This is a genomic window from Pseudomonas oryzihabitans NBRC 102199 (assembly GCF_000730625.1).
Taxonomy (GTDB): domain Bacteria; phylum Pseudomonadota; class Gammaproteobacteria; order Pseudomonadales; family Pseudomonadaceae; genus Chryseomonas; species Chryseomonas oryzihabitans.
The window spans coordinates 43086-68401 of the sequence record NZ_BBIT01000011.1 but is presented as its reverse complement, the minus strand read 5'-3'; the positions used below and the strand labels follow the sequence as shown (position 1 = coordinate 68401).

Genomic DNA, 25316 nt, shown 5'->3' with positions numbered 1-25316 from the left:
TAGATCGCTTGGCAACCTTATGTAGCCTGTCCTACCTTTACGCAGCCCGTTTACGAAGCGCTTATGAAAAGCAATCGGCGGGCATCGCGTTATAGGAGCGGCCGGCGGCTGCGCCAACAGCCCCGACCGCGTGGTCACCCTCCTCTGTACAGGAAGCGACATGCCGAAGATTACCAAAAGCTTTGTCGACAAGCTGGTAGCACCTACCGAAAAGGAAGAGCTGCTCTGGGATAGCGAACTCAAGGGCTTCGGCCTTCGCATTACGCCCAGTCGTAAGATCACCTACGTCGTCCAAGGCCGGGCTGCCGGCAAATCCATGCGAATCAGCATCGGCCCTCACGGCGTATTCACCGCAGAGCAAGCACGTGACGTTGCTCGGGAGCACTTACGGACGATGCGGATGGGCACAGACCCGAGAGCAGTCGCCAAGGAGGAAGCAGCCACCAAGGTGACTCTTCGCGACGTTGCGGACGGCTACCTGCGGGACCGCCCGCTGAAGGAAAGCAGCAAGAGCGAGATCGAGCGTCACGTAACCACAACATTCGAGGCTTGGCTTAAGCGCCCTGTTGCGAGCATCAGTCGGGATGAGGTCACTAAGAGATTCAACGAAATCAAAACCAAAGGACTGCGCGGTACCGGCCCAGCACCAGCCCAGGCCAACCAAGGCTTCTCCGTCCTTCGAGCGCTGTTCAACTACGCGATGCGGGAGTACCGCAAGCAGGATGGCGGCAAGATCATTGAAGAGAATCCGGTGGACGTGCTGCACAAGAAATGGGCCTCGCTAAAACCAAGGACGAGCCGTGTACCGGATAGCAAGATCGGTGCGGTCTGGAGCTTTCTCACTGACTCGCGTGTGGTGGCGTACAACCGTGACACCCTGGCCGCTATTGATCTGGTGCGCTTTCTGCTGCTGACCGGCGCACGTATCGGCGAGGCCTCCGCCCTGACCTGGGATCGGGTAAATCTCGATGAAGGCTGGTGGCACATTCCAGACCCTAAGAACTCGAACCCGGTGTGGCTGCCGCTTTCGTCCCAGGCTGCTGAGCTGCTGGAGACCCGGCAGCGAGTACCAGGCAGCCCGTTTGTGTTCACGTCGTGGGGCAAGGTCGGGCACCTGAAAGACCCTCGCGATACCATGCGGCGAGTGTCAGAGGTTGCCGGGGTCAAGCTATCGCCGCACGACCTACGGCGTACCTTCACAACGATAGGAGTGGCGCACGCAGGCATTGATCTGCACAAGATAGAGCTCCTGACAAACCACGTTCCAAAGGGAGTGACAGCTAGGCACTATCTTGAGACCTCTAGGCTTGAGTATCTGCGGCCAGAGGTGCAGCGGATCGCCGACTGGATGGAGCAGAGAGCCGATATTGCTAGGGCGGTGGCGACCGGTGCCAACGTCACCGAACTTAAAGTTGGATAATTTGCGTGAGTAGGCACTTGACAGCTTGCTAAGTCGCCATAAGTCACAGTAAGGTGTAACCCACATACCAACTCAGCTTTACTAGCAACGGCATGGCCCTGCTAGTTCAACGAAAAGTCTGCATGGCAGACGGCGGAGACTAAAGCGCTGACAGGCGCTTCGACCAACCGCCGTACTGCCATTTTTTGTGCGCGTATGGCGGTGAAATGAGACCGCTATCATGGACTACATCAATAACGCCCAAGCCGCAGACATTATTGGCATCAAGCCCACCACTCTAGAGATATGGCGCATCCACGGTAAAGGCCCAGCCTTCCGTAAATTTGGCCGCTCTATCCGATACGTAAAGTCCGAAGTCGTAGCCTGGCTTGATAGCCAGACCTTCAACAGTACCAGCCAATATTCCAAGACCGCCTAACCACACATTAGATGGTCACTTCCGCACGCCCTGAATATTTCCAACGCTTACGTCATTCCGGCAGCGATAGCCGTAAGCAGATAGTTAGCGATCAAGAAAAAGCCGGCGTTGCCGCGCCGGCTTCAAGGATGATACACCCAAATGAACAAGCCTAATGTACCCGAAAATATTAGAGCATACGTTGATAATTTTGGAGTGAGCTGTGCTTCCATACAAAGCGGGCCAGTTGCCACCCAGTACCAATGCATTGATCAGGTGCCGATCGCCCAGCACAGCGAGCCGCAGCGAGCTGTAGCCACCGACACGCTAACCGCCTTAAAGGGCTCCAAGCGCTGGCTCCTATGGCGACTCATCTCCGGTCGAAAAGTGCCCTTCTATACAAATGGCGAGAGGCGTCGTGGAGCGCTCGACTCCCCTGACGACGTGGCGAACCTTGCGACCTATGAAAACGCAGAACATACACTCGCAATGAGTAATGGCGGATATGAGGGCCTTGCCATCGCATTGGGTAGGGACGGTGACGGATATTGGCAAGGGATTGACCTAGATGACGTCCCTTCTAATGGGCTTTCTGACCTGGCTAATCACTGTCCAGGGTATGTTGAGAAAAGCCCAAGCGGACGCGGATGCCATGCTCTCGGGTATGGCCGGCACTTCAAGACGCTGGGTTCTAACGCCTCTGGCATCGAGGCCTACTGCGAAGGGCGGTTCTTCACATTCACGGAAGAGACCGTGCGAGGTTCCTCGCGTGTATGCCTTGGTGAATATGTCGAGCAGGTGCTTAGGCCGAGGCACTCGCGTCTCAACGCTGGCGTATCAAGGGAAGAGCAGGCTAAAGGCACGATCTCTCTGTCAGGGGAAACTGTGACCGAGTTGCGTTCCGCCCTCAATCACCTGCCAGCGGACGATTATCACCTATGGGTAAAGGTAGGGCAGGCACTGAGTGAGCTTGGTCAGACCGGACGCGGGCTCTGGATTGATTGGTCGCAGACGTCTCTCAAGTTCAACGCGGCCGAAGCCTCCAGCAAGTGGGGCACCTTCACAGGCGATAGGACTGGCTATCAAGCCGTCTTCAAGGAGGCTCAGGACCAGGGATGGATCAATCCGAAAAGCAACGCCGCCCAGCCCAAGCGGCCTATCGCGAATGCATCAATCATTTTGGAGACTGCCATGATCGGAGATACCACCGCCCAAGTAAAGTATCTGAGCGACCCATGGCTGCCGGAGCGGCAGGTAGTGGGTTTCTATGGTCGAGGTGGTACTGCCAAGTCATCGTTCCTGGCGACTCAGGCAGCACAGCTTTCAAACCGTTACTCATCTCTTTGGATCAGCACCGAAGAACCTACCGATCAGATCAAGGCACGCCATATAAAGAGCGGTGGCGTGGCTGGAACGCTTCACGTCTTTAAGGCCATCGCGGCACACCAAGATGAAGACGGTCGCCCGGTAGCTGCCAACTTCAATACCTACGAGCACCTGGACGCCGCTATCGAAGAGGCAAAAACCCGGTCCCAGCAAAAACCGCTCCGCCTGGTTGTGCTTGATACTGCTGTCGCCCTGACCACCTGGGGAAAGGGCGAAAGTGCGAACGATGACGGTGGGGTCAAGCGACTCACCGCATATCTGCTTTCGCTATGCGACAGGCACGGGGTGACCATCGCCATCGTTGGACACGTCAACAAAGGAAAGCACGATAACCTTGCGGACACGGTGGCCGGGTCATCGTCTTGGACGTCTTCTCTCCGCCAGGCATTCATGTGCGCGTACGATCAAGGGGACGAATACAGCTACGCGATCTGTACGGTGAAGAACTCTCTGACTGAACCTTTCGCGGCGCTCTACCAAACTCACCCCGTCCACACCCTTCAGATACGGAGCGATGGCAGCTCCAGCGTTCTCTGCGCAGTGAAGCTTAGCCCTATCTCCTGGGGTTATGCCAAGGTCAAGGCGCTATGGGATGACGCTACCAAGAGGCCAGAGGATGCCTCTCAGGGCGCTGAATCATCATCGAAGAAGCAGGCGGCCGTCCATGGCATCGTGCAGGCGATGGATGGCCTTCTTCGCGAGCAGGCTGGAGCTAGTGTCACCCGTGAGCAGGTTGAAGAGCGGATCGGATCAGCCCAGAACCGCCGGCACTGGCAGGTAGTGGATGAGATGCTGGACAGGATGGGCGTTGAGCAGGTTAATGGTGAGAGGGGTAGGAAAATGTACAGAAGTAAGCCCCCTGTACTTTAAGCGAAATCGGCAAGGCATGTCAGTTGTGCAAGCGATCGGGCCATACCTTATGGCTGCACACCTGCACTTCTGCACACCTAGCCTTGCAGTATAGGTAACCGGCCATTACATCTATTAGATTTAATTAATAAAATCTATCAAAATCTTATATATACGCTCAGTTGTGTAGAAGTGCAGTTGTGCACCGCTTTACCCCCCCCCGATCAGTGCACAACTGAGCTGCACACCTGGCCCCCCCCCTTGCCGGCCAATCGGCCGTCGCCAATATGCAAAAACTAGAACGACAAACACTGTATTTGCTGTTCTTTGTATTATTTTTACAGTATTCGCTTGTAGACCTTTTAAAAAACAGGGCACTATGTAACCAGTAAATAAGCAACCCCGTTGGCGCAACCGGAAAATCGCCTGACTTCCAATCAGACGAATCGGTGATTCCAATGGACATCAATACCAAAGTTTCCCCCAGCCTTCACCCCGCAGTAATCGAAAGCATCGAAGGCTATAACGACGAGACGGCCAGTCACGTTGCCGATGCCGTACGTGCCTTCACCTCCGCCTATACGCAACTCGGCAAGATCCACGAGTTCAGCGAAGCAATTGAGCCCGACACTTCACTGACCGACGACGCCAAACTTCTGAATGTTGCTGACTACGCTGGCAGTCGTATGGAGGCGGCTTTGAGGGCAATGCAAAACGCGACGGACAGCCTCGGCAAGCGCATCGCCCACGCAGAAGCTGAGCTGAATGCACCGCTGAAAGCCACCAAAGCAACCACCGGCATGACCTCGGAAATCCGCGCCCATGTCAAAGCATTGCCGGCGGATGAGCGCCGGGCCTGGTTCGCTGAGGCCTTGGAAAGCGGCGATACGGCCAGCCTCGAAGCTGTCCTCGCTGGCCCTGGCTACCTGTCCGGGCTGAAACAGGTAGAGGTCGATCACTACACCCGCCTTTACCAACAGCAGCAGAACCCGCAGATGTTCCGGCGCCTCCAGGTGATGAAGCAGGCCAGTGCCCTTCTTGAAGAGCGTGGCGGCCTCGTGTTCACCGGTGCTGAGAAAGCGCTGGGTCGTGGTGGTTTTCGCAAGGCGCAGCAGGTGCGTGAGCGCGTCACTGCAAGTCAGAAGAAGGTGGCGGCCTTGAAGACCGAGCAAGAGCAAGGCTTCCTCACCGCTCGCCGGTTCGGGGTGATCTGACCATGAGCCAGCCCACTGCATTTGATACGCAACAAAAAACTACGCTTGCGGGAGCGAACCATGACTGTGATCAGCGCGATGCTTCTACTGTAGCTATTGGTGATCTGTCACAGCCGGCTACAGGCCCGGCGCCGGTAAGAAGGAAAGGTGGGTTTCAGCCTGGCCAGATCGCAAACCCCAAGGGTCGGCCGAAGGGCAGCAAGAACAAGCGGACCCTTCTCGCGGAGCAGTTGGAGACCAAGGGCAAGGAACTGGCAGCAGCCATCGTCCAGAAAGCCCTTGATGGCGACACCATGGCCATGGGCCTGGTGCTGGCCCGCGTGCAGCCCCCGCTGCGTGCCACCTACGAGCCTGTGACGTTCGATCTGGATCGCAGCCTGACGTTGACCGAGCAGGCCGGGCAGATCATCGAGGCCATCAGCAAAGGGCAGCTCAGCGTGGATCAGGGAAAGATGCTGCTCGATGCCCTGGGCACCTATGCCAGCCTCAAGCAGGTAGATGAACTGGCCGTAGAAATCTTGGCGATCAAACAGCGGCTGGAGGTGGCGGTATGAATCCTGTCCTGTGGGTTGATGCACCCTATTCGATACGCAACGAGGGTGACAAAAGTTCGTCCAGCTTTACGCACGCGGAAATCTTCCATTACGAAAGGTTAGACCTGCCGCCATTCAGCGAGGTTCTCATTAGAACGCCTGAGCAAACTAACAAAGAGTTCTATGCAAGCGTGAGTGCGAGGATTGTTGAAGCTGCAAGTGCAGGAGGGGTGTCTTCTTATGAGCACAAACTTTCGGGGAACGGCCTATATCATGGGTGCGTGACGTTCTACTTCAGCAATTCCTCGTTGACCACGGGGCAAGTGGCTGCGGTAAAAGAGCACGCTCTCTATAGCAGCCGCCGGCACTTCCTGATTTGGATGGCTAGGAGGTCACTGCAGAAAGACGTTCGCGACCTGGCCAGAGGAACGCTACTTGAGAGGTTCTGCAACTCTGGTGGCCGTGCGGAGCAACTGCTAAGCCTCTTGGACTATGCCCTGATTGAAGGTCTTATAGATCAAGACTGGTACGGATGGTTTATCAAAGAACTTGAGCACTACAGGAAGCAAAGCTGCCCCATTGCTTGGCGCGACAGAGATGGCAATACAGTCGCCGATGCATTGATGCCCGAAGTGTTCAAGCACCTAGAGAAAGCGACATGCGAGCACTGACAGCGCAACTCAAAGAGCTTCGCGCTCTTGGCAAGCGGTTGGATGAACAGGAGAAGGTGGACATTGGGTGGTCAGGTACGGCCACGCAGTTCGATCTGGTTATGCCGCCCATCCTGCCGGCTGACGCATGGGAAAGCATCGCAGTGCAGCAGCAACAGGCGCTCCTGGACCCTGATGCGCCACCCTGCACCTATCAATGCAGCTTCTTCCGCAGTCAGCGGGCCTTTCTGCGCGACGTGCCGGCCAAGGACAGGCACCACACGTCAATCCCCCTTGTGGTCAAGGACGCCCAAGATTTGAAGTGGCTATACATCGTTCCTCTAGTTCCACTTGACGACGCCCTAGAGAACGAGCGTCTGAAAGCCACCGATCCTGATTACGTCGAGCCTGAGCACATGTCGCGCGAGTTCTCGCTGGCCATGGCTGACATGGATTCATGGCCCGTTGAGCGCCTAGCGCCCTACCTGGCTAACTGGGAACGAGACTTCGCCGGTATTCAGCCTGCGGCACCCATTGACCACAGCCTGCCAGTGGCAAACCGTTTGCCGGCTTCTGCTGACGATCAGGTATTCAACGGCGCTAGCCGGTTCGCTGAGTCGCAAGGTCAGCCGATTACCTGGACTGGGCTACCCCTGTGTCAGAAGTTGAAGATACCGGAGTACCTCATGCACCTTGGAATTGACCCCGAACGCTTCGACGCCCTCAAACCCACCCTGCCCGGCGAGATCATTGGGTTCATTGAGCCTGGCGATACTGGGGGCATTTTGGAGCTTGAGGGAATGCAGCTATGGGCCGAGGTAATGCCTATGCTGCCGACCAAGCAGCATTGCGCCACTCCCCCTACCGTTACCGTTGAGCCCGGCCGAATCCGCGTTTCGGCGGCGACTGGCTGGCTTGTAGCTCATGGGGATTTAGGTACGCTACCGAAAAAATCCTCTTGTGGACCTTGATTGTTAGAAAGGCGACCCGACAATAGCGAAAAGTAATTTTCCTTAGAGGATAGAGCGAATTCTAACTTACCCTTCTTGACGAGAGAAACAAACAACGCGGCAGAATGAGCCTGACAATTAATCGACTTATCAGGATTGAATTCGATATCAGTAAAAGCATTATAGGCTAACAGCTCATCTATTACACTTCCAGGCTGCTTACTCAACGCATTGATATACAGCCAGTCATAAAATGAAGTCAAAGGCTCTAGTGGCCAGCGATCTTTAAAAAACTCGAAACAAATCAGCCGACCCGAAGAAACAAGCCTAGGATCCCTCTTCGCATCTCTAGATGTGCACCAAAATAGATCTTTATAGGGTCCACCACGTTCAAAAACCTTGCTTCCCTGGAAGGCGGACTCAACGCTCATAGTTAGGTTGTGCTTCTGAGTGGTGAAACTCAGATTGAAAGCACTAAGATTTACCCCGAGAGCACTGGTAGATTTACTTGAGATCTCTAGAAGACGAATGTCATGTTTCGTCTTCCTAGTAGCTTGATGCAAGGAGTCTACCGAGCGCTGCTTTTGAGAGACCGACATACCCGCAAACCATTTGAATTCAATAAAATCAACGTCAACAAAACGCTGATCATTGAAAACGGGTAGAAACACTGGTCTCTCAGCCAAAATTAATACTTCCTTACGTAACCCCTAGAGGCGAAAAATTTCTTCTTCACACCATCAACGCGAACTTTTTTACCGGCAAAAAGATGCTCGTACTTCTTCATCACAGGGAAAGATTCAAAGGCCGCCCCTAAAATCAATTCCGGACCAATGGTTTCGAAAAACATTACTTCTGCCTGCACGTCGGTTGGATCATATGGCAGAAGACACTGATCGTCACGCGAATCTAACCAATCCACACTCTCATACATTTTCTCGAATGCCGACAGACTTTTTAAGTCATCAATGTCAAGACGACTCATCAAAGCGTCTGCCGCATTGTGCCTAAAGAACGCGCAATCCTTCGACCAAAGTATAGAGTTCTTCAAAACTATCACTGCCCAATCGGTGCCGGGACAGCTTTCGCGATACTTATAGAACATTTTACAATTGGGGAAAGCGATAGATGTGGAAATCCCGCCACCGCGCCCATCCAGCTTCAGCTCGTCATTACAGTCCGGTACAATACCTAGCCTCTTCAATTCTGACGAAGGGCACAAACCATGTCTCATTATACGATCGAGATTCTGAGCACGCGTAAAATGCACCAAGAAAGGGACCTGAAGCGTCTCCGCATAATTTTGAACGTCCTTTTTCAACATCACCAGCTCCCTAAGCTGACATAGACTTAGGAGAGAATCGTCTGACGCTTGCTGTCCACTCAACAAAAACGTGACAAAAGTCACATTTTGGGACATGAACGGTTTAGATGTGGCTCAGCTCCAAATTGCCTTCTTGGCAGCTTCGCTTAGGACGTCGATTACGATTTCACGAACGCCAGTGGCTACCCCAACCCCAGCTTTGCTCATAGCCTTTTTAAAACGCAGTGAAGCTGCTTGTAGCTTAGGGGTATCCTTAGTCAGCTCCACCAAGTCTGTGCGCATTTGCAGGAGCTCAGTGTGGGAAAGCACCGTGTCAAGCTCTAGAAGCTCCATTGCGCCATCAATTTTACGTTGAGTCCAAGGGAATGCGGCACCGCAATTGTAGCAATACGCCGGAGGCTCATAAGCTAGGCCACCGATCACCCCATCTACTTGATAGTGTCCTCGGATAGAGGCAGCACAGCAGTCACAAGAGGTTAACGTTGCCTCTCCACACCTGGAGCAGAAGGGCTCGCGTTGCTCAGGGCGAGCATCTGCACGGCTAGTGGTGACATGCCCATTAGGACAGACTTCTGCTACGCGGTATACACCCATACCGGCGACTCCGACTGCTGCTTACGATTCGCTTACGAAGCCTAGCCAACTGAGGCTGCAGGATAGGAACAGTCAGCTTTAAGTGCTTGAAAATATTGGCGGAAGCGCAGAGATTCGAACTCTGGGACCCTTGCGAGTCGGCGGTTTTCAAGACCGCTGCCTTAAACCACTCGGCCACACTTCCGTAAGAGGGGCGCATAGTACCTGATGGCAACACACTGTCAAACAGTCGCAAGCGATCCTTAAGCAACATTTGCTATCTTCGGGGTCGTACGGTACATCACACCGTTAATTTAGCTTTGGAGTACACCATGAACGAGCGTCAATACGCCTACAACCCTGCTATCGCGCAACCGCGGGACGTCAGCCGTGTATTGCGCAACACCTATGCCCTGCTGGCCATGACTCTGGCGTTCAGCGGCCTGGTCGCCTTCGTCTCGCAGCAGATGCGGCTGCCCTACCCCAACATCTTCGTGGTCCTGATCGGCTTCTATGGCCTGTTCTTCCTGACCGTGAAGACCCGCGACAGCGGCTGGGGTCTGGTCAGCACCTTCGCCCTCACCGGCTTCATGGGCTATACCCTGGGCCCGATCCTGAACATGTACCTGGGCCTGCCCAACGGTGGCAGCGTGATCGCTTCCGCCGCCGGCATGACCGCCCTGGCCTTCTTCGGCCTGTCGGCCTACGCCCTGATCAGCCGCAAGGACATGAGCTTCCTTAGTGGCTTCCTGATGGCGGGCTTCTGGATCCTGCTGGGCGCCGTAGTGCTGTCCTTCTTCGTCCAGATCAGCGGTCTGCAACTGGCCATCAGCGCGGGCTTCGTGCTGTTCGCCGCCGCGGCCATCCTGTTCCAGACCAGCGCCATCGTGCACGGTGGTGAAGACAACTACATCATGGCTACCATCACCCTGTACGTCTCGATCTACAATATGTTCATCAGCTTGCTGCAGATCTTCGGATTCGCCAGCAACAACGATTGATCACCAGCGGTAGCCCGAGAGGCCCGCTTCGGCGGGCCTTTTTGCATCCATGAAATTTGCCATCGTTATCCTTTCCCCACCCCAGGCGCCTTCGGCGCGTCGGGCCCTGCATTTCTGCGAGGCACTGCTGGCCGGGGGTCACGAGCTGTCGCGTCTCTTTCTCTACCGCGACGGCGTCCATAACGCCTCTCACGCCCTGGTCAGTGGCCAGGACGAATCCGATCTGCCCGCGCGCTGGCGCGAGCTGATCGAACGTCATCAGATCGACGCCGTGGTCTGCATCGCCGCCGCCCTCAAGCGTGGACTGCTGGACGAGAACGAAGCGCGGCGCTACGAACGTGAGGGCGCGGTGAACGTGCGGGCGCCCTGGCAGCTGTCCGGTCTGGGCCAGTTGCACGAGGCGGTGCAGGACGCCGATCGCCTGCTCTGCTTTGGAGGTGACTAGCATGGCCAGGAGTACTCTCGTCATCTCCCGCCAGCCGGCCCTGAGCGGCCCCGGTCCGCGCGAAGCGCTGGATATCGTGCTGGCCGGTGGCGCCTTCGAATTGCCCCTGGCGCTGCTGTTCGCAGGCCCCGGGGTGACCCAGTTGCTGTCGGCCGACAGCGCTGCCCTTGAGCAGAAGGACCTGAGCGCCAACCTCTCCGCGCTGCCGCTGTTCGGCGTCGAGGCCATCTACGCCGAAGCGGCCGCCCTGCGCCGCCTGGGCATTACGCCGGAGCAGCTGCCCGCCTGGGTAACGCCGCTGGAGCCCGAGGCCCTGATGGCGCTGATCCACGATCATGACCAGGTGATTTCCATTTGACTACCCTGCACCTGTTTTCCCGCTCGCCGCTGCTGGACGCCGGCGCCCTGGATGGCCTGAGCTGGGTCCGCGGCGAGGACGCCGTTCTGCTCACCGGCGCTGCCGTCGAGGCCCTGCGCCCTGGCAGCACGGCGGCCGACTTGTTGACGCAACTGCCAGCCGAGGCGGCCCTCTATGCCCTGGCGGAAGACGTCCAGGCGCGTTGCCTGCAACCCGAGCGGGCCGTGACCCTGATCGACTACCCCACCTTCGTCGACCTGAGCGTGAGCTACGCCAAGGTCATCAGCTGGACCTAGCCATGCCTCTCGACCTCGACCCCGAAGGCTATCTGCGCGACCTCTCCCAGTGGAGTCCCGAAGTAGCCCAGCAACTGGCACTCAAGGAAGGCATCGAGCTGACCGAACGCCACTGGCAGGTGCTGCAGGCGCTGCGTGACTTCTACGCACAATTCCAGCTTTCACCAGCCAATCGGCCGCTGATCAAGTACATTGCCCAGACGCTGGGCCCGGATCTGGGCACCAGTCTGCAGCTCAACCTGCTGTTCAAGGGCGCGCCGGCCAAGCTCGGCGCCAAACTGGCCGGCCTGCCGAAACCGGATAATTGCCTATGACCCTCACCACGCCCGAAGAACACCCCTTCGCCGTCTATGTCCGGGCCCTGGGCAAGGGCAAGCGCGGCGCCCGCAGTCTGACCGAGGCCGAGGCGGAAATGGCCATGGGCCTGATCCTCGACGGCCAGGTGACCGAAGCCCAGCTCGGCGCCTTTCTCATGCTGCTCAGACACAAGGAAGAGAGCGCCGAGGAACTGGCTGGCTTTACCCGCGCCGTCCGGGCGCGGCTGCAGCCGCCAGGTTTCGCCGTCGATCTCGACTGGCCGTCCTACGCGGGCAAGAAGCGTCACCTGCCCTGGTACCTGCTGGCGGTGAAATGCCTGGCCGGCAGTGGCGTGCGGGTGGTCATGCATGGCGGTGGTACCCACACCGCGGGCCGGCTCTATACCGAACAGTGCCTGGCCGACCTGGGGATGCCGACCGCCACTGACTGGCAGGACGTCGACGCCCTGCTCGATCGCGGTCAGCCGGCCTTCCTGCCGCTGGCCGCCTGGATGCCAGCCCTGCAGCGGATGATCGATCTCAAGGCCGAGCTCGGCCTGCGCTCGCCGATCCACTCCCTGGTCCGGCTGCTCAACCCCAGCCAGGCGCGCTGCATCCTGCAGAGCATCTTCCATCCGGGTTACCAGGAGGTGCACCGCGAAGCCAGTCGTCTGCTGGGTGATGACAGCATCGTCATCAAGGGCGAAGGCGGTGAAGTCGAGCGCAATCCCGATGTCATCGCCCACCTCTACGGCACCCGTGGCGGCGAAGCCTGGGACGAAAGCTGGCCGGCGCTGACCGAGCGTCGCCAGGTCAAGCCGGAGCGCCTCGATCCGGCCCTGCTCGCCGCCACCTGGCGCGGGGAAGCGGAAGACCCCTATGGGCGCCTGGCGGTCATCGCCACCCTGGCCGTAGCCCTGCGCGCGCTGGGCCAGGACCAGGCCAGCGCCCAGCGCGAAGCCGAGCGACGCTGGGAAGCGCGCGACCGGACGCTCTGACGTCGCCTCAGGAACCCGGAGCGGCTCCCCGGGTTCCTAACCGCAACGCAGCGGAGGATGACGATATGGGCTTGTTGGTCGATGGGCAGTGGCAGGACCGCTGGTACGACAATGGCAAGGATGGCCATTTCAAACGGGAAGAGGCCCAGCGTCGGGACTGGATCGCCCGCCCCGAGCAAGCCATTCCGCAAGGCGCCTCGCGCTATGCCCCGGAAGCCGGGCGCTACCACCTCTATGTGTCCCTGGCCTGCCCCTGGGCCCACCGCACCCTGATCTATCGCCAGCTCAAGGGCCTCAGGGACCTGATCGGCGTCTCGGTGGTCAGCTGGCTGATGCGCGAGGAAGGCTGGACCTTCGACCTGGCCAAGGGCTCCAGTGGTGACGACCTCTATCACCTTGAGCGTCTCTACCAGCTCTATCAGCGCGACCAGGCCGACTACACCGGCCGAGTTACCGTGCCGGTGCTCTGGGATCGCCAGGAGGAGCGCATCGTCAGCAACGAATCCGCCGAGATCATCCGCATGTTTAACGGCGCCTTCGACGAGCTGACCGGCAATCGCCTGGACCTCTACCCGGAGGCCCTGCGCGGGCGCATCGACGCCCTCAACGAGCGCATCTATCCGACGGTCAACAACGGCGTCTACCGGGCTGGCTTCGCTACCACCCAGGAGGCCTACGAAGAGGCCTTCGACGAGGTCTTCGCCACCCTCGACGAACTGGAAAAGCTGCTGCAGACCCAGCGCTATCTCACCGGCGAATGGCTGACGGAAGCCGATTGGCGCCTGTTCACCACCCTGATTCGCTTCGACGCCGTTTACCACGGCCACTTCAAATGCAATCTGCGGCGCATCCGGGACTATCCGGCGCTACAGGGCTGGCTGAGGGAGCTGTATCAGTGGCCGGAAATCGCCGAGACCGTGGACTTCGAGCACATCAAGCACCACTACTATGGCAGCCATGCGCAGATCAATCCGACCGGTATCGTGCCCAAGGGGCCGGCCCTGGAGCTGGATCTGCCCCATGGCCGCGAGGCCCTGAGCAGTGCCGGCATCCAGGGCGCGGTCTAGGTGTCAGACCGTCGTCTGGGCGCCTTCGAACCAGGCCAGCTTCTCGCGTAGTGCCACCACTTCGCCGACGATCACCAGCGTCGGCGCGTGGACCTCATGCTCGGCAACCAGCTGCGGCAGATCCTGCAGGGTACCGGTGAATACCCGCTGATTGAGCGTGGTGCCCTGTTGCACCAACGCCGCCGGCGTTGCCGGATCCTTGCCATGGGCGATGAGTTGCTCGCAGATGGTGGGCAGTCCCACCAGGCCCATGTAGAACACCAGGGTCTGCCCCGGCGCCACCAGATCGGTCCAAGGCAGATCGGCCGAGCCGTCCTTGAGATGACCGGTGACGAAGCGCACCGACTGGGCGTGGTCCCTGTGGGTCAGGGGAATGCCGGCATAGGCCGCACAGCCACTGGCCGCAGTGATGCCCGGCACCACCTGGAAGGGAATGCCCTCGGCCGCCAGCTCCTCGATCTCCTCGCCGCCGCGACCGAAGATGAAGGGATCGCCTCCCTTCAATCGCAGGACCCGCTTGCCCTCCCGGGCCAGCTTGACCAGCAGGCGATTGAGATCATCCTGAGGCACCGCATGCTCGGCGCGACGCTTGCCGACATAGATGCGATCGGCATCGCGCCGGCACATGTCGAGGATGGTCGGGGCCACCAGGCGGTCGTAGAGCACTACGTCGGCCTGCTGCATCAGCCGCAGGGCGCGGAAGGTCAGCAGATCCGGATCGCCGGGACCGGCGCCGACCAGATAGACCTCGCCGCGGAAGGTGGCGGTCTCGCTGGTCAGCTTGGCTTCCAGCAGCTGTTCGGCCGCCTGGGGCTGCCCGGAAAAGACCTTTTCCGCGACCTCGCCCTGGAACACCTCTTCCCAGAAGATCCGCCGCGCCTGCAGATCGGCGAAGCGCGTCTTCGCCCGGGCGCGAAAGCGCTGGGCCAGTTGCGCCAGCTGCCCGTAGGTCGCCGGGATCCAGCTCTCCAGCTTGGCCCGCACCAGGCGCGCCAGCACCGGGGCGTCACCGCCGCTGGAAATGGCGATCACCAGGGGCGAACGATCGACGATGGCCGGGAAGATCACGGTGCACAGCTTCGGCGCATCCACCGCGTTGACCGGCAGGCCCAGGGCCTGGGCATCGTGAGACACCCTCTCGTTGACCTCGTCATCGTCGGTGGCCGCGATCACCAGGCAATGTCCGGCGAGATGATCCGCCGCATAGCGCTCGACCCGGCAACTGCCGCCCCGCGCCTCGACGAAGGCGCGCACCTCAGGCTCGATCTCCGGCGCCACCAGGGTGATGAGGGCGCCGGCTTCGGCCAGCAGCACGCTCTTGCGCAGGGCAATATCGCCCCCGCCGATCACCAGTACCGGACGGCCGTCGAGCTTGTGGAAGAGCGGCAGGTAGTCCATCAGCCGATGACCTCGAGGCCACCCATGTAGGGCTTGAGGACGTCGGGAACGCGGATGCTGCCATCGGCCTGCTGATAGTTCTCCAGCACGGCGACCAGGGTACGACCCACGGCCAGGCCGGAGCCGTTGAGGGTATGCACCAGCTCGGGCTTGCCCTCGGCGTTGCGATAGCGGGCCTGCATGCGGCGCGCCTGGAAATCACCGCAATTGGAGCAGGACGAGATCTCGCGATACTTGCCCTGGCTCGGCACCCAGACTTCCAGGTCGTAGGTCTTGGTGGCACCGAAGCCCATGTCGCCGGTGCACAGCGACAGCACCCGGTAGGGCAGTTCCAGGCGCTGCAGTACGGTCTCGGCGTGGCCGGTCAGCTCTTCCAGGGCCTGGAAGGAGGTGCTCGGCTCGACGATATGGACCATCTCCACCTTGTCGAACTGGTGCTGACGGATCATGCCGCGGGTGTCGCGCCCCGAGGCCCCGGCTTCGCTGCGGAAGCAGGGGGTATGGGCGGTGAACTTGAGCGGCAGACGCTTGGCGTCGAGGATCTGGCCGGCGACCAGGTTGGTCAGGGTGACCTCGGCGGTGGGGATCAGGTAAAGATCGCTCTCGCCTTCGCGGCCGATCTTGAACAGGTCTTCCTCGAACTTGGGCAGCTGACCGGTGCCCTGCAGGGTTTCGGCCTGCACCAGGTAGGGCGTATAGGTCTCTTCGTAGCCGTGCTCGCCGGTGTGCAGGTTGAGCATGAACTGCGCCAAGGCGCGGTGCAGACGGGCGATGGGGCCACGCATCACGGCGAAGCGGGCGCCGGAGAAACGCGCAGCGGTCTCGAGGTCCAGCCAGCCGTGGGTCTCGCCCAGGGCGACGTGATCCTTGATCTCGAAGTCGAACTCACGCGGCGTGCCCCAGCGACGGACCTCGACGTTGTCGTCTTCGTCCTTGCCGACCGGCACCGAGGCGTCGGGCAGGTTGGGCAGGCCCAGCAGCAGGGCATCCAGCTCGCCCTGGACCAGATCCAGCTCGCGCTTCGCTTCTTCCAGTTCGCTGCCCATGCGATCGACCTCGGCCAGCAACGGCGCGATGTCTTCACCGCGCGCCTTGGCCTGGCCGATCCCCTTGGAGCGGGCATTGCGCTCGGCCTGCAGGGTCTCGGTGCGGGTCTGCACGGCCTTGCGACGAGTTTCCAGCGACTCCACCAGGCTGACGTCCAGGACGTAGCCACGGGTCGCCAGACGCGCGGCCACCTCCTCGGTTTGGGTGCGAACCAGTTTCGAATCAAGCATGTCCGTTTCTCTTGCTTAGGAATGGGGGCAACGGCGCGGGCGGGGGGTCAGGAACGCCGCCGGCGCTGGCGCGGGCTGGACCGGTCGAGGTCCGCCAGGTGCTGCAGTTTATCGCGGATCTTCAGCTCCAGCCCACGGGGAACCGGCTCATAGTAGCGGCGCGGCTCGAGCTCTTCGGGAAAGTAGTCCTCGCCCGCGGCATAGGCCTCAGGCTCATCGTGGGCATAGCGGTATTCGTCGCCGTAGCCAAGATTCTTCATCAGCTTGGTCGGCGCGTTGCGCAGGTGCAGTGGCACCTCGCGCGAGCCGTTCTGGCGCACATCGGCCAGGGCGGCCTTGTAACCCAGGTAAACGGCATTGCTCTTGGGCGCGCAGGCCAGATAGACGATCGCCTGGGCGATGGCCAGCTCGCCTTCCGGACTGCCCAGGCGCTCCTGGACGTCCCAGGCGTCCAGGCACAGGCTCAGGGCGCGCGGATCGGCGTTGCCGATATCTTCGCTCGCCATGCGCACCACGCGCCGGGCGATGTACAGCGCATCGCAGCCACCGTCGATCATCCGTGCGAACCAGTAGAGGGCACCATCGGGATTCGAGCCCCGCACCGATTTGTGCAGCGCGGAGATCTGGTCGTAGAAGGCCTCGCCCCCCTTGTCGAAGCGCCGGCGTTGATCGCCCAGCAGACTCTGGAACAGCTCGGCATCCAGGACACCACCGTCCTCGGCCAGGTCCGCGGCGTTCTCCAGCAGGTTGAGCAGTCGGCGACCGTCGCCATCGGCGGCGGCCAGCAGCAGCGCCAGGGCGTCGTCGGGCAGACTCAGCCGGCGTTCGCCCAGGCCCTTGGCGCTGGTCAGGGCGCGGCGTGCCAGGCCGGCGAGGGCCTCGTCGTCCAGGCTCTTGAGCACATAGACCCGCGCCCGCGAGAGCAGCGCGTTGTTGAGCTCGAAGGAGGGATTCTCGGTGGTCGCCCCGATGAAGATCAGGGTGCCATCCTCGACATAGGGCAGAAAGGCATCCTGCTGCGATTTGTTGAAGCGGTGCACCTCGTCGACGAAGAGAATGGTGCGGCGACGATACTGGGCAGCCTGCTGCTTGGCCACCTCCACCGCGTGGCGGATCTCCTTGACCCCGGAGAGCACCGCCGACAGCGTTTCGAAATGGGCATCGGAGACCTGCGCCAGCAGCCGCGCCAGTGTGGTCTTGCCCACCCCGGGCGGACCCCAGAAGATCATCGAATGCAGCGCACCCTGCTCCAGCGCCTCGCGCAGGGGCTTGCCCCGCGCCAGCAGGTGCTGCTGACCCGCGTATTCATCGAGGGTCTCGGGACGCATGCGGGCAGCCAAGGGCTGCCCGACGGGTGCGGTGCTGAAGAGATCCATGGGGTGCGATCACTCCTGGATGACGTCGGCTCCCTTGGGCACCTGGAAGGTGAACTGGGACGCGGCCACCGGCTCGTTGAGCTTGACGTTGAAGAAGAGGATGTTGGTTCGCTGACCGGCACCGTCGATCAACTGCATGTCGTTGATCACGCCGTTGCGGAAGGACAGCCGCAGGCTGTCGAACAGGGTGTCCTTGGTCTTGGGCTTGAGCACGAAGTCGACGACGTTGCCGGCGTCCTTGCTGGTGACGTCGAAGCTGCTTTCGATCTTGGAGATGTCGCCCGACAGGAGCAGCGCCGGCGTCTGGGTCAGGCGCAGGTCCAGCTTGCGGATGGTGACCTGCTCCAGGTCCGGGTCGTACAGCCAGACCTGCTTGCCATCGGACACCAGCAGTTGCTCCTGGGGGGCATCGGAATGCCAGCGGAACAGCCCGGGACGCTTGAGGCTCATGTTGCCGGCGGTTTCCTGCAGGCGGGTACCCGAGCCATCCAGGGTCAGTTGCGAGAAGCGCGCGGTCAGGGTCTGGGCCTTGTCCAGCAATTGCGACAGGCGACCCACCGACGCCTGGTCGGCATGGGCGGAAAAGCTTACGGCGGCCAGGGCGGCCAGGGCGAAGCAACGCAGCTTGTGCATCGAGGTCCTCATGGATGTCAGTCTCTCACCGGAGCAGGCGCTGTGACCTCACGCGAGCCGTTGGTGTTCATGGGCGATACGACACCGGCCATTTCCATGGTTTCGATCATGCGTGCCGCCCGGTTGTAACCGATCTTGAGCTTGCGCTGGACCGCGGAGATGGAAGCCCGGCGACTCTCGGTAACGAAGCGCACCGCTTCGTCGTAGAGCGGATCGTCCTCGTCGCTCTCGCCGCCTTCGCCACCAGCCCCCTCGAAGCCTGCCCCGCCGCCCTCGTCCGGGCCGCTGAGGATGTCTTCGATGTAGTCGGGGGCGCCGCGCTCCTTCCAGGCCTCGACCACGCGATGGACCTCGTCGTCGGACACGAAGGCGCCGTGGACGCGAATCGGCAGGCCGGTACCCGGCGGCAGATAGAGCATGTCACCGTGACCGAGCAGCTGTTCGGCGCCGCCCTGGTCGAGAATGGTCCGGGAGTCGATCTTGCTCGACACCTGGAAGGCCATCCGCGTCGGGATGTTGGCCTTGATCAGACCGGTGATGACGTCCACCGAGGGACGCTGGGTGGCCAGGATCAGGTGGATGCCAGCCGCTCGCGCCTTCTGCGCGATCCGCGCGATCAGCTCTTCGACCTTCTTGCCGACGATCATCATCATGTCGGCGAATTCGTCCACCACCACCACGATGGTCGGCAGGGTCTTCAGTAGCGGCGCCTCGTCGTCCATGCTCTCGCGACGATAGAGCGGATCGGTCAGCGGCGTGCCCGCTTCCTCGGCGTCCTTCACCTTGCGGTTGAAGCCGGCCAGGTTACGCACGCCCATGGCCGCCATCAGCTTGTAGCGCCGCTCCATCTCCGCCACGCTCCAGCGCAGGGCGTTGGCGGCTTCCTTCATGTCGGTGACCACCGGACAGAGCAGGTGCGGAATGCCCTCGTAGATCGAGAGCTCCAGCATCTTGGGATCAATCATGATCAGCCGCGCGTCTTCCGGGCTGGACTTGAACAGGATCGACAGCAGCATGGCGTTCACGCCCACCGACTTACCGGAGCCGGTGGTACCGGCGACCAGCAGGTGCGGCATCTTGGCCAGGTCGGTGATCACCGGCTTGCCGCCGATGTCGTGACCCAGGGCCAGGGTGACGGGCGACTTGGCAGCCGCGTACTCGGGCGATTCGAGCACCTCGGAGAAGCGCACCATCTGGCGATCCTCGTTGGGAATCTCGATACCCACGGTGGTCTTGCCGGGAATGACTTCCACCACCCGGACGCTGAACACGGCGAGGGAGCGCGCCAGGTCCTTGGCCAGGTTGGAGATGCGACTGACCTTGACCCCGGCCGCCGGCTGAATCTCGAAGCGGGTGATCACCGGGCCGGGATGGACGCTCTCCACCAGCACCTCGACGCCGAACTCCTTGAGCTTGACCTCCAGCAGGCGCGACATGTTTTCGAGGAATTCCGGCGAGTAGCTCTGCTGTTTCTTTTCGGCGCGATCCAGGATCGATAGCGGCGGCAGGGTGCCCTCCAGGTCCGCATCGACACGGGTGACGGCGGCTGCCGGCGCATAAGGCGCAGGGGCTGGCGCCGGCGCAGCCTTGCGCGGCGGCGGGCTGGGCATGGCCACGCTGGCAGCCGCCGCGACGGGTGCGGCTGCAACTGGTGCGGACTCCGCCGGCTCGGCGACGAAGCGACTGGGCGCCGGCATCTCGATGCGCGGCGCGGCGCGCTCGACCCGTGGCGGGGGCGCGATGTCGAGCAGGTCGTCGAGGTCTTCGTCGGCGACCGGAACCGGCACGTCACGCGCCTTGCTCTTGCGGGCCACCGGCGGTGACACCGGCTCGTCGAAGGGGTCCAGCTCCGGAGCCTGACGGCGACCGCCGGCCAGGCGGCTGAAGCCACCCTGCACCAGATCCAGCAGATCGAGCACGACCTTGCCGGTGAAATCCATCACCTTGAACCAGGACAGGTCGGTGAAGACGGTGAGCCCCAGCAGGAACAGCGCGAGGAACAGCAGCGTGCTGCCCTGGACATTGAGGGCGGCGACCGACAGCTGCCCGAGGCTCTCGCCCAGCGCGCCGCCGGCGGACGCCGGCAGCGCCGAAGCCGCATGGAAATGGATATAGGCCAGTACCGAACCCGAGATCACCAGCAGCACCAGGCCGGTCAGCCGCCAGGAAAACAGCCAGCCGCTCCATTCCCAGGGCAGATGCCGCTTGCGGAAGATCTGCCAGGTCTTGACGGCGAGCAGTACGGGAAACACAAAGGCGAAATAGCCGAGGGCCATGAACAGCACGTCGGCCAGCCAGGCGCCGGCGCGGCCCGCAGTGTTATGGACCTGATCGATGCGACTGGTGTGGGTCCAGCCCGGATCTGAGGGGTCGTAGCTCAGCAGAGCCATGAGCAGATACAGGCACAAGGCGGCCAGTGCGATGAGCACCACCTCCTTGAGACGATAATGCAGATGCTCACGCCATTGGTTGACGTGGCTGACAGAACTGGATTGCTTCAAGCGCGCTTTTCCCGCACACGGAACGTGTGACCGTGAATCAAAAACAGTGCGCCATTCTAGATCGCCCGGGCCCTGCTTCTACAGTCCCACGGCGAAACATGGCACGATAGCGGCCGGCCGTACCGGAACCGCCTTCAGGCACAACATTGGAGCATTCTTTCGTTGTCCTGACAAAGAGTTATGACGATTTCTTGAGCTTGTTACGCACAAGCGGCACAGCTTCGGCTCCACCCATCAGAAGGCGCCCTCCCCTACCATGGTGAAATGGCTGACCCGCGAAAGCCCTGACTTTCCGCCACTGCAGCAGGCGCTACGCGAACCCAACGGCCTGCTGGCCATCGGCGGCGACCTGAGTGCGGCGCGCCTGATCAGCGCCTATCGACATGGCTGCTTTCCCTGGTACCAGGCCGGCCAGCCCCTGCTCTGGTGGTCGCCGGATCCGCGGACGGTGCTTTTTCCGCCGGATCTGCACGTCTCTCGCAGCCTGGCCAAGACTCTGCGCAAGACGCCGCTGCGGGTCACCTACGACCAGGCGTTCGAGCGGGTGATCCTAGCCTGCGCCGGTCCGCGCCGCGATGCGGACGGCACCTGGATCACCGCGGAGATGCGTCAGGCATACCAGCAACTGCACACCCAGGGCTGGGCCCACTCCGTGGAGGTCTGGGACGACAACCAGCTCGTCGGCGGCCTCTATGGCATCGCCATGGGCAAGCTGTTCTTCGGCGAATCCATGTTCAGCCACGTCGACAACGCCTCCAAGATCGGCTTCGTGACCCTGGTCCGGGACCTGGCGGCCTGGGGCTTCGTGATGATCGACTGCCAGATGCAAACCGCACATCTGCAGAGTCTCGGCGCGAGCTGTCTCTCTCGGGAACGCTTTGCCGAATACCTGGCCAAATACCTGGATCAGGCCAGCATGGCCGCCTGGCCTACCTCCTGCGGGTGACTTACACTCAGGCTAGGCTTATGTAGAGGTTCGACATGACCGAGCTGGCGAGACTCAAGTTCTACGCAACCCAGCCTCACGCTTGCAGTTACCTGCCCAACGAGCAGGCGACCACGCTGTTTCTCGACCCCTCGCAGCCCATGAACGGCCAGATCTACGCGGAGTTGTCCGAACTGGGCTTCCGCCGCAGTGGCGACCACCTCTATCGCCCTCACTGCCAGCTGTGCAAGGCCTGTGTCCCCGCCCGCATTCCCGTCGCCCGCTTTCGCCCCAGCCGCAAGCAGAATCGCGTCCTCAAGCGCAACCTCGACATCAAGGTCAGCCGCTGCGACCCGGGCTTCACCGAAGAACGCTATCAGCTGTACGCCCGCTACATCAGCGAGCGGCACGCCGACGGCGACATGTTCCCGCCGAGTCGCGGCCAGTTCTCCACCTTCCTGGTCAGCAACCTGCCCTACGCCTTCTTCTATGAGATGCGGGTGGAAGATCGTCTGATCGGAATCGCCGTCACCGATGTCCTGCCCAACGGCATGTCGGCCGTCTATACCTTCTACGATCCCAGCGAGGAGAAGCGCAGCCTCGGCGTCTTCGGCATCCTCTGGCAGATCGCGGAATCCCGGCGCCTCGGCCTGGATGCGGTTTATCTCGGTTACTGGATCAAAGGGTGTCGCAAGATGTCCTATAAGACCGAGTATCGCCCCATCGAGCTCTTCGTCAATCAGCGCTGGGTCGCCCTGGCCTGACGAAATAGCGCTTTTTCTGAATTTCTGTCAGAATATGGGCCTTTTTCGCCCGGACTGCTCTGGGCCTATCTTGTCACCGAGGGCTTTTCTATATATGTCGAAAGAAGACAGCTTCGAAATGGAAGGTACTGTCGTCGACACCCTGCCCAACACCATGTTTCGCGTGGAGTTGGAAAATGGGCACGTCGTCACCGCGCACATCTCCGGAAAGATGCGTAAGAACTACATCCGCATCCTGACGGGGGACAAGGTTCGCGTGGAGCTGACGCCTTACGATCTGAGCAAGGGCCGGATCACCTACCGCGCGCGTTAAGCGAATCCTTTCATGAAAAAGCCCGGCGATGCCGGGCTTTTTCATGAGCGATTGTAAACCGCGACCTGCCCTCAGGCAGGCTCGGCCGTGGTCTCGAACTCGAACTCCAGCTCGTCGTTCACCGCATCGATGTGCACGATACCGCCATGATCGGCCAGATCGCCAAACAGGATCTGCTCGGCCAGCGGCCGCTTGATCTTGTCCTGGATGAGGCGCGCCATGGGACGAGCACCCATCTGCACGTCATAGCCACGCTCTGCCAGCCAGCCACGGGCCGCATCGCTGACCTCAAGCTGCACACGCTTGTCCTCGAGTTGCGCCTGCAGTTCGGTGAGGAACTTGTCGACGATGCTCTTGATGACTTCGGTGCTCAGGCGGCCGAACTGGATGATGGTGTCCAGACGGTTGCGGAACTCTGGCGTGAAGCTCTTCTTGATGACTTCCATGGCATCCGTGGTGTGATCCTGCAGCGTGAAGCCGATGGAGGCACGGGATGCGGTTTCGGCACCGGCGTTGGTGGTCAGGATCAGGATCACGTTACGGAAGTCGGCCTTGCGACCGTTGTTGTCCGTCAGGGTGCCATGGTCCATGACCTGCAGGAGCAGGTTGAACACCTCGGGGTGGGCCTTCTCGATCTCGTCGAGCAGGAGCACGCAGTGCGGCGTCTTGGTGATGGCCTCGGTCAGCAGACCACCCTGGTCGAAACCGACGTAGCCGGGAGGCGCACCGATCAGCCGGGACACGGTATGCCGCTCCATGTACTCGGACATGTCGAAGCGCACCAGCTCCACACCCATGGCCTTGGCCAGCTGCCGCGCCACCTCGGTCTTGCCCACGCCGGTGGGACCGGCGAAGAGGAAGGAACCGACCGGCTTGTCCGGCGACTTCAGACCGGCACGGGACAGCTTGATGGCGGTGGACAGGGATTCGATCGCCAGGTCCTGACCGAACACGGTCAACTTGAGGTCACGCTCCAGGTTGCGGAGCAGCTCCTTGTCGGAACTGTTGACGGTCTTGGGGGGAATCCGCGCGATCTTGGCGACGATGTCCTCGACCTGCTGCACGTCGATGCGCTCGGCGCGACGATCCTCGGGCTGCAGGCGCTGATAGGCGCCGGCTTCGTCGATGACGTCGATGGCCTTGTCAGGCATGTGGCGGTCGTTGATGTAGCGGGCGGCCAGCTCGGCTGCCGCACGCAGCGCCTCATCGGTGTACTCGATGTGGTGATGCTGCTCGAAGCGCCCCTTGAGGCCACGCAGGATGCCGTAGGTATCGTCCACCGAGGGCTCGACCACGTCGACCTTCTGGAAGCGCCGAGCCAGTGCCCGGTCCTTTTCGAAGATGCCGCGGAATTCCTGGAAGGTGGTGGAGCCGATGCAGCGGATCTCACCGGAGGACAGCAGCGGCTTGAGCAGGTTGGAGGCATCCATCACTCCGCCCGAGGCCGCGCCGGCACCGATGATGGTGTGGATCTCGTCGATGAAGAGCACGGCATGGGGCCGCTTCTTCAGCTCGGCCAGCAGGGCCTTGAATCTCTTCTCGAAGTCGCCACGGTACTTGGTGCCGGCCAGCAGGGCACCGAGGTCCAGGGAGTAGACCACGCTGTCCGCCAGCAGGTCGGGGACCTGACCGTCGACGATGCGCTTGGCCAGGCCTTCGGCGATGGCGGTCTTGCCGACCCCGGCCTCACCCACCAGCAGCGGATTGTTCTTGCGACGCCGGGCGAGGATCTGGGCAACGCGCTCGACTTCGTGCTCGCGGCCGACCAGCGGGTCGATGCGGCCCTGCCGCGCCTGCTCGTTGAGGTTGCTGGCGTAGGCTTCGAGCGGATTGTTGGAGGAACTGGGTTCGGCACCCTCCTCCTCGGCGGCGTCCTGATCCTGCTCGGCTTCAGGGGCGGCGCCGGGCACCTTGGAGATGCCGTGGGCGATGAAGTTGACCACGTCGATCCGCGCCACGCTCTGCTGCTTGAGCAGGAACACCGCCTGGCTTTCCTGTTCGCTGAAGATGGCGACCAGGACGTTGGCCCCGGTCACTTCGCGCTTGCCCGAGCTCTGCACGTGGAAGACCGCACGCTGCAGGACCCGCTGGAAGCCCAGCGTCGGTTGCGTTTCGCGCTCGTCATCCTGCTGTGGAATCAGGGGCGTGGTGGAATCTATGAATTCCAACAGATCGCGACGCAGGCGATCGATGTTGGCGCCGCAGGCTCTCAACACGGTGGCGGCCGCTTCGTTGTCCAGCAGCGCCAGCAGGAGGTGCTCAACGGTCATGAATTCATGACGCTTCGTCCTCGCCTCCTTGAAGGCGAGATTCAGGGTGACTTCGAGCTCACGATTCAACATAGCTTCACCTCATAGCCCAAGCAGCACAGT

At 61.0% G+C, this 25316-nt stretch carries 26 protein-coding genes and 1 tRNA gene; 17 read left to right on the top strand and 10 right to left on the bottom strand.

Annotated features, from left to right (window positions below; all coding sequences use genetic code 11):
• The first annotated feature begins 160 nt into the window (after nucleotides 1-160).
• The 7 genes from POR01S_RS13590 (at nucleotide 161) to POR01S_RS13560 (ending at nucleotide 7420) form a co-directional block, all read left to right on the top strand.
• Nucleotides 161-1420 (top strand): tyrosine-type recombinase/integrase, encoded by a 1260-nt coding sequence (locus POR01S_RS13590; protein WP_042136440.1) that lies wholly within the window; start codon nucleotides 161-163, stop codon nucleotides 1418-1420.
• A gap of 220 nt (nucleotides 1421-1640) precedes the next feature.
• Entirely contained in the window at nucleotides 1641-1838 is a 198-nt protein-coding gene (locus POR01S_RS13585; protein WP_042136438.1) for a helix-turn-helix transcriptional regulator, read from the top strand.
• A gap of 141 nt (nucleotides 1839-1979) precedes the next feature.
• Complete coding sequence (locus tag POR01S_RS13580; RefSeq protein WP_081875218.1) at nucleotides 1980-4073, top strand: AAA family ATPase; 2094 nt, start codon at nucleotides 1980-1982, stop codon at nucleotides 4071-4073.
• Between the two features lie 437 nt (nucleotides 4074-4510).
• Nucleotides 4511-5266: a hypothetical protein gene (locus POR01S_RS13575; protein ID WP_052382668.1), complete on the top strand. Its 756-nt coding sequence runs from the start codon at nucleotides 4511-4513 to the stop codon at nucleotides 5264-5266.
• A 2-nt stretch (nucleotides 5267-5268) separates the two neighbouring features.
• Entirely contained in the window at nucleotides 5269-5820 is a 552-nt protein-coding gene (locus tag POR01S_RS23695; protein WP_156045026.1) for a DUF5681 domain-containing protein, read from the top strand.
• The gene (locus POR01S_RS13565) at nucleotides 5817-6470 is read left to right on the top strand and encodes a hypothetical protein (protein WP_042136433.1); all 654 of its coding nucleotides are present in this window, start codon (nucleotides 5817-5819) and stop codon (nucleotides 6468-6470) included. Before POR01S_RS23695 ends, POR01S_RS13565 begins: the two co-directional genes overlap by 4 nt.
• A complete protein-coding gene (locus POR01S_RS13560) occupies nucleotides 6458-7420 on the top strand; it encodes a hypothetical protein (protein ID WP_042136431.1) in 963 nt (320 codons plus the stop codon). Before POR01S_RS13565 ends, POR01S_RS13560 begins: the two co-directional genes overlap by 13 nt.
• Here POR01S_RS13560 and POR01S_RS23425 read toward each other — a convergent pair.
• The 4 genes from POR01S_RS23425 to POR01S_RS13545 all read right to left on the bottom strand — a co-directional run bounded on the left by POR01S_RS23425 (nucleotide 7372) and on the right by POR01S_RS13545 (nucleotide 9501).
• Nucleotides 7372-8070, bottom strand: coding sequence for a DarT1-associated NADAR antitoxin family protein (locus POR01S_RS23425; RefSeq protein ID WP_217996699.1), 699 nt, complete (start codon nucleotides 8068-8070; stop codon nucleotides 7372-7374). The two genes, POR01S_RS13560 and POR01S_RS23425, sit on opposite strands and share 49 nt — an antisense overlap.
• Before the next feature lie 17 nt (nucleotides 8071-8087).
• Nucleotides 8088-8723 (bottom strand): DarT ssDNA thymidine ADP-ribosyltransferase family protein, encoded by a 636-nt coding sequence (locus POR01S_RS13555; RefSeq protein ID WP_042136430.1) that lies wholly within the window; start codon nucleotides 8721-8723, stop codon nucleotides 8088-8090.
• Nucleotides 8724-8837: 114 nt separating this feature from the next.
• On the bottom strand, nucleotides 8838-9317 hold the full coding sequence (locus tag POR01S_RS13550; protein WP_042136428.1) for a DUF2321 domain-containing protein: 480 nt from the start codon (nucleotides 9315-9317) through the stop codon (nucleotides 8838-8840).
• Nucleotides 9318-9413: 96 nt separating this feature from the next.
• A tRNA-Ser gene (locus POR01S_RS13545) sits at nucleotides 9414-9501 on the bottom strand.
• A gap of 127 nt (nucleotides 9502-9628) precedes the next feature.
• Between POR01S_RS13545 and POR01S_RS13540 the strand changes: the two genes are divergently transcribed.
• From POR01S_RS13540 to POR01S_RS13510, 7 genes are all read left to right on the top strand, one after another.
• A complete protein-coding gene (locus POR01S_RS13540) occupies nucleotides 9629-10297 on the top strand; it encodes a Bax inhibitor-1/YccA family protein (RefSeq protein ID WP_007162313.1) in 669 nt (222 codons plus the stop codon).
• A 49-nt stretch (nucleotides 10298-10346) separates the two neighbouring features.
• Nucleotides 10347-10742, top strand: a complete 396-nt coding sequence (gene tusD / locus POR01S_RS13535) for a sulfurtransferase complex subunit TusD (RefSeq protein WP_042136426.1) — start codon at nucleotides 10347-10349, stop codon at nucleotides 10740-10742.
• A 1-nt stretch (nucleotide 10743) separates the two neighbouring features.
• Nucleotides 10744-11100, top strand: coding sequence for a sulfurtransferase complex subunit TusC (gene tusC / locus POR01S_RS13530; protein WP_042136424.1), 357 nt, complete (start codon nucleotides 10744-10746; stop codon nucleotides 11098-11100).
• A complete protein-coding gene (tusB, locus tag POR01S_RS13525) occupies nucleotides 11097-11396 on the top strand; it encodes a sulfurtransferase complex subunit TusB (protein WP_042136423.1) in 300 nt (99 codons plus the stop codon). Before tusC ends, tusB begins: the two co-directional genes overlap by 4 nt.
• 2 nt (nucleotides 11397-11398) lie before the next feature.
• A complete protein-coding gene (locus POR01S_RS13520; protein ID WP_007162309.1) occupies nucleotides 11399-11710 on the top strand; it encodes a TusE/DsrC/DsvC family sulfur relay protein in 312 nt (103 codons plus the stop codon).
• A complete protein-coding gene (locus POR01S_RS13515; RefSeq protein ID WP_042136420.1) occupies nucleotides 11707-12690 on the top strand; it encodes a glycosyl transferase family protein in 984 nt (327 codons plus the stop codon). Before POR01S_RS13520 ends, POR01S_RS13515 begins: the two co-directional genes overlap by 4 nt.
• Before the next feature lie 65 nt (nucleotides 12691-12755).
• A complete protein-coding gene (locus POR01S_RS13510; protein WP_042136417.1) occupies nucleotides 12756-13757 on the top strand; it encodes a glutathione S-transferase family protein in 1002 nt (333 codons plus the stop codon).
• 3 nt (nucleotides 13758-13760) lie between these two features.
• On the opposite strand, the gene cysG is transcribed toward POR01S_RS13510, so the two are convergent.
• The 5 genes from cysG to POR01S_RS13485 are packed head-to-tail and all read right to left on the bottom strand — an operon-like array spanning nucleotide 13761 to nucleotide 20942.
• Nucleotides 13761-15155, bottom strand: a complete 1395-nt coding sequence (gene cysG / locus POR01S_RS13505) for a siroheme synthase CysG (RefSeq protein WP_042136415.1) — start codon at nucleotides 15153-15155, stop codon at nucleotides 13761-13763.
• The gene (gene serS, locus POR01S_RS13500; protein ID WP_042136413.1) at nucleotides 15155-16432 is read right to left on the bottom strand and encodes a serine--tRNA ligase; all 1278 of its coding nucleotides are present in this window, start codon (nucleotides 16430-16432) and stop codon (nucleotides 15155-15157) included. The genes cysG and serS overlap by 1 nt, the downstream gene beginning before the upstream one ends.
• A 47-nt stretch (nucleotides 16433-16479) precedes the next feature.
• Nucleotides 16480-17808 carry a replication-associated recombination protein A gene (locus POR01S_RS13495; protein ID WP_042136411.1) on the bottom strand — a complete coding sequence of 443 codons (1329 nt, stop codon included), beginning with the start codon at nucleotides 17806-17808 and terminating at the stop codon, nucleotides 16480-16482.
• A gap of 9 nt (nucleotides 17809-17817) precedes the next feature.
• Nucleotides 17818-18441: an outer membrane lipoprotein periplasmic chaperone LolA gene (gene lolA, locus POR01S_RS13490; RefSeq protein ID WP_007162303.1), complete on the bottom strand. Its 624-nt coding sequence runs from the start codon at nucleotides 18439-18441 to the stop codon at nucleotides 17818-17820.
• Between the two features lie 17 nt (nucleotides 18442-18458).
• Nucleotides 18459-20942 (bottom strand): DNA translocase FtsK, encoded by a 2484-nt coding sequence (locus POR01S_RS13485; protein WP_042136409.1) that lies wholly within the window; start codon nucleotides 20940-20942, stop codon nucleotides 18459-18461.
• 256 nt (nucleotides 20943-21198) lie between these two features.
• Between POR01S_RS13485 and aat the strand changes: the two genes are divergently transcribed.
• The 3 genes from aat (at nucleotide 21199) to infA (ending at nucleotide 22944) form a co-directional block, all read left to right on the top strand.
• A complete protein-coding gene (gene aat, locus POR01S_RS13480) occupies nucleotides 21199-21888 on the top strand; it encodes a leucyl/phenylalanyl-tRNA--protein transferase (protein ID WP_042136408.1) in 690 nt (229 codons plus the stop codon).
• A 35-nt stretch (nucleotides 21889-21923) separates the two neighbouring features.
• Nucleotides 21924-22631, top strand: a complete 708-nt coding sequence (locus POR01S_RS13475) for an arginyltransferase (protein WP_007162300.1) — start codon at nucleotides 21924-21926, stop codon at nucleotides 22629-22631.
• A 94-nt stretch (nucleotides 22632-22725) separates the two neighbouring features.
• Nucleotides 22726-22944: a translation initiation factor IF-1 gene (infA, locus tag POR01S_RS13470; RefSeq protein WP_002553999.1), complete on the top strand. Its 219-nt coding sequence runs from the start codon at nucleotides 22726-22728 to the stop codon at nucleotides 22942-22944.
• Between the two features lie 71 nt (nucleotides 22945-23015).
• Here infA and clpA read toward each other — a convergent pair whose 3' ends face one another.
• A complete protein-coding gene (gene clpA, locus POR01S_RS13465) occupies nucleotides 23016-25286 on the bottom strand; it encodes an ATP-dependent Clp protease ATP-binding subunit ClpA (protein WP_007162299.1) in 2271 nt (756 codons plus the stop codon).
• Between the last annotated feature and the right edge of the window lie 30 nt (nucleotides 25287-25316).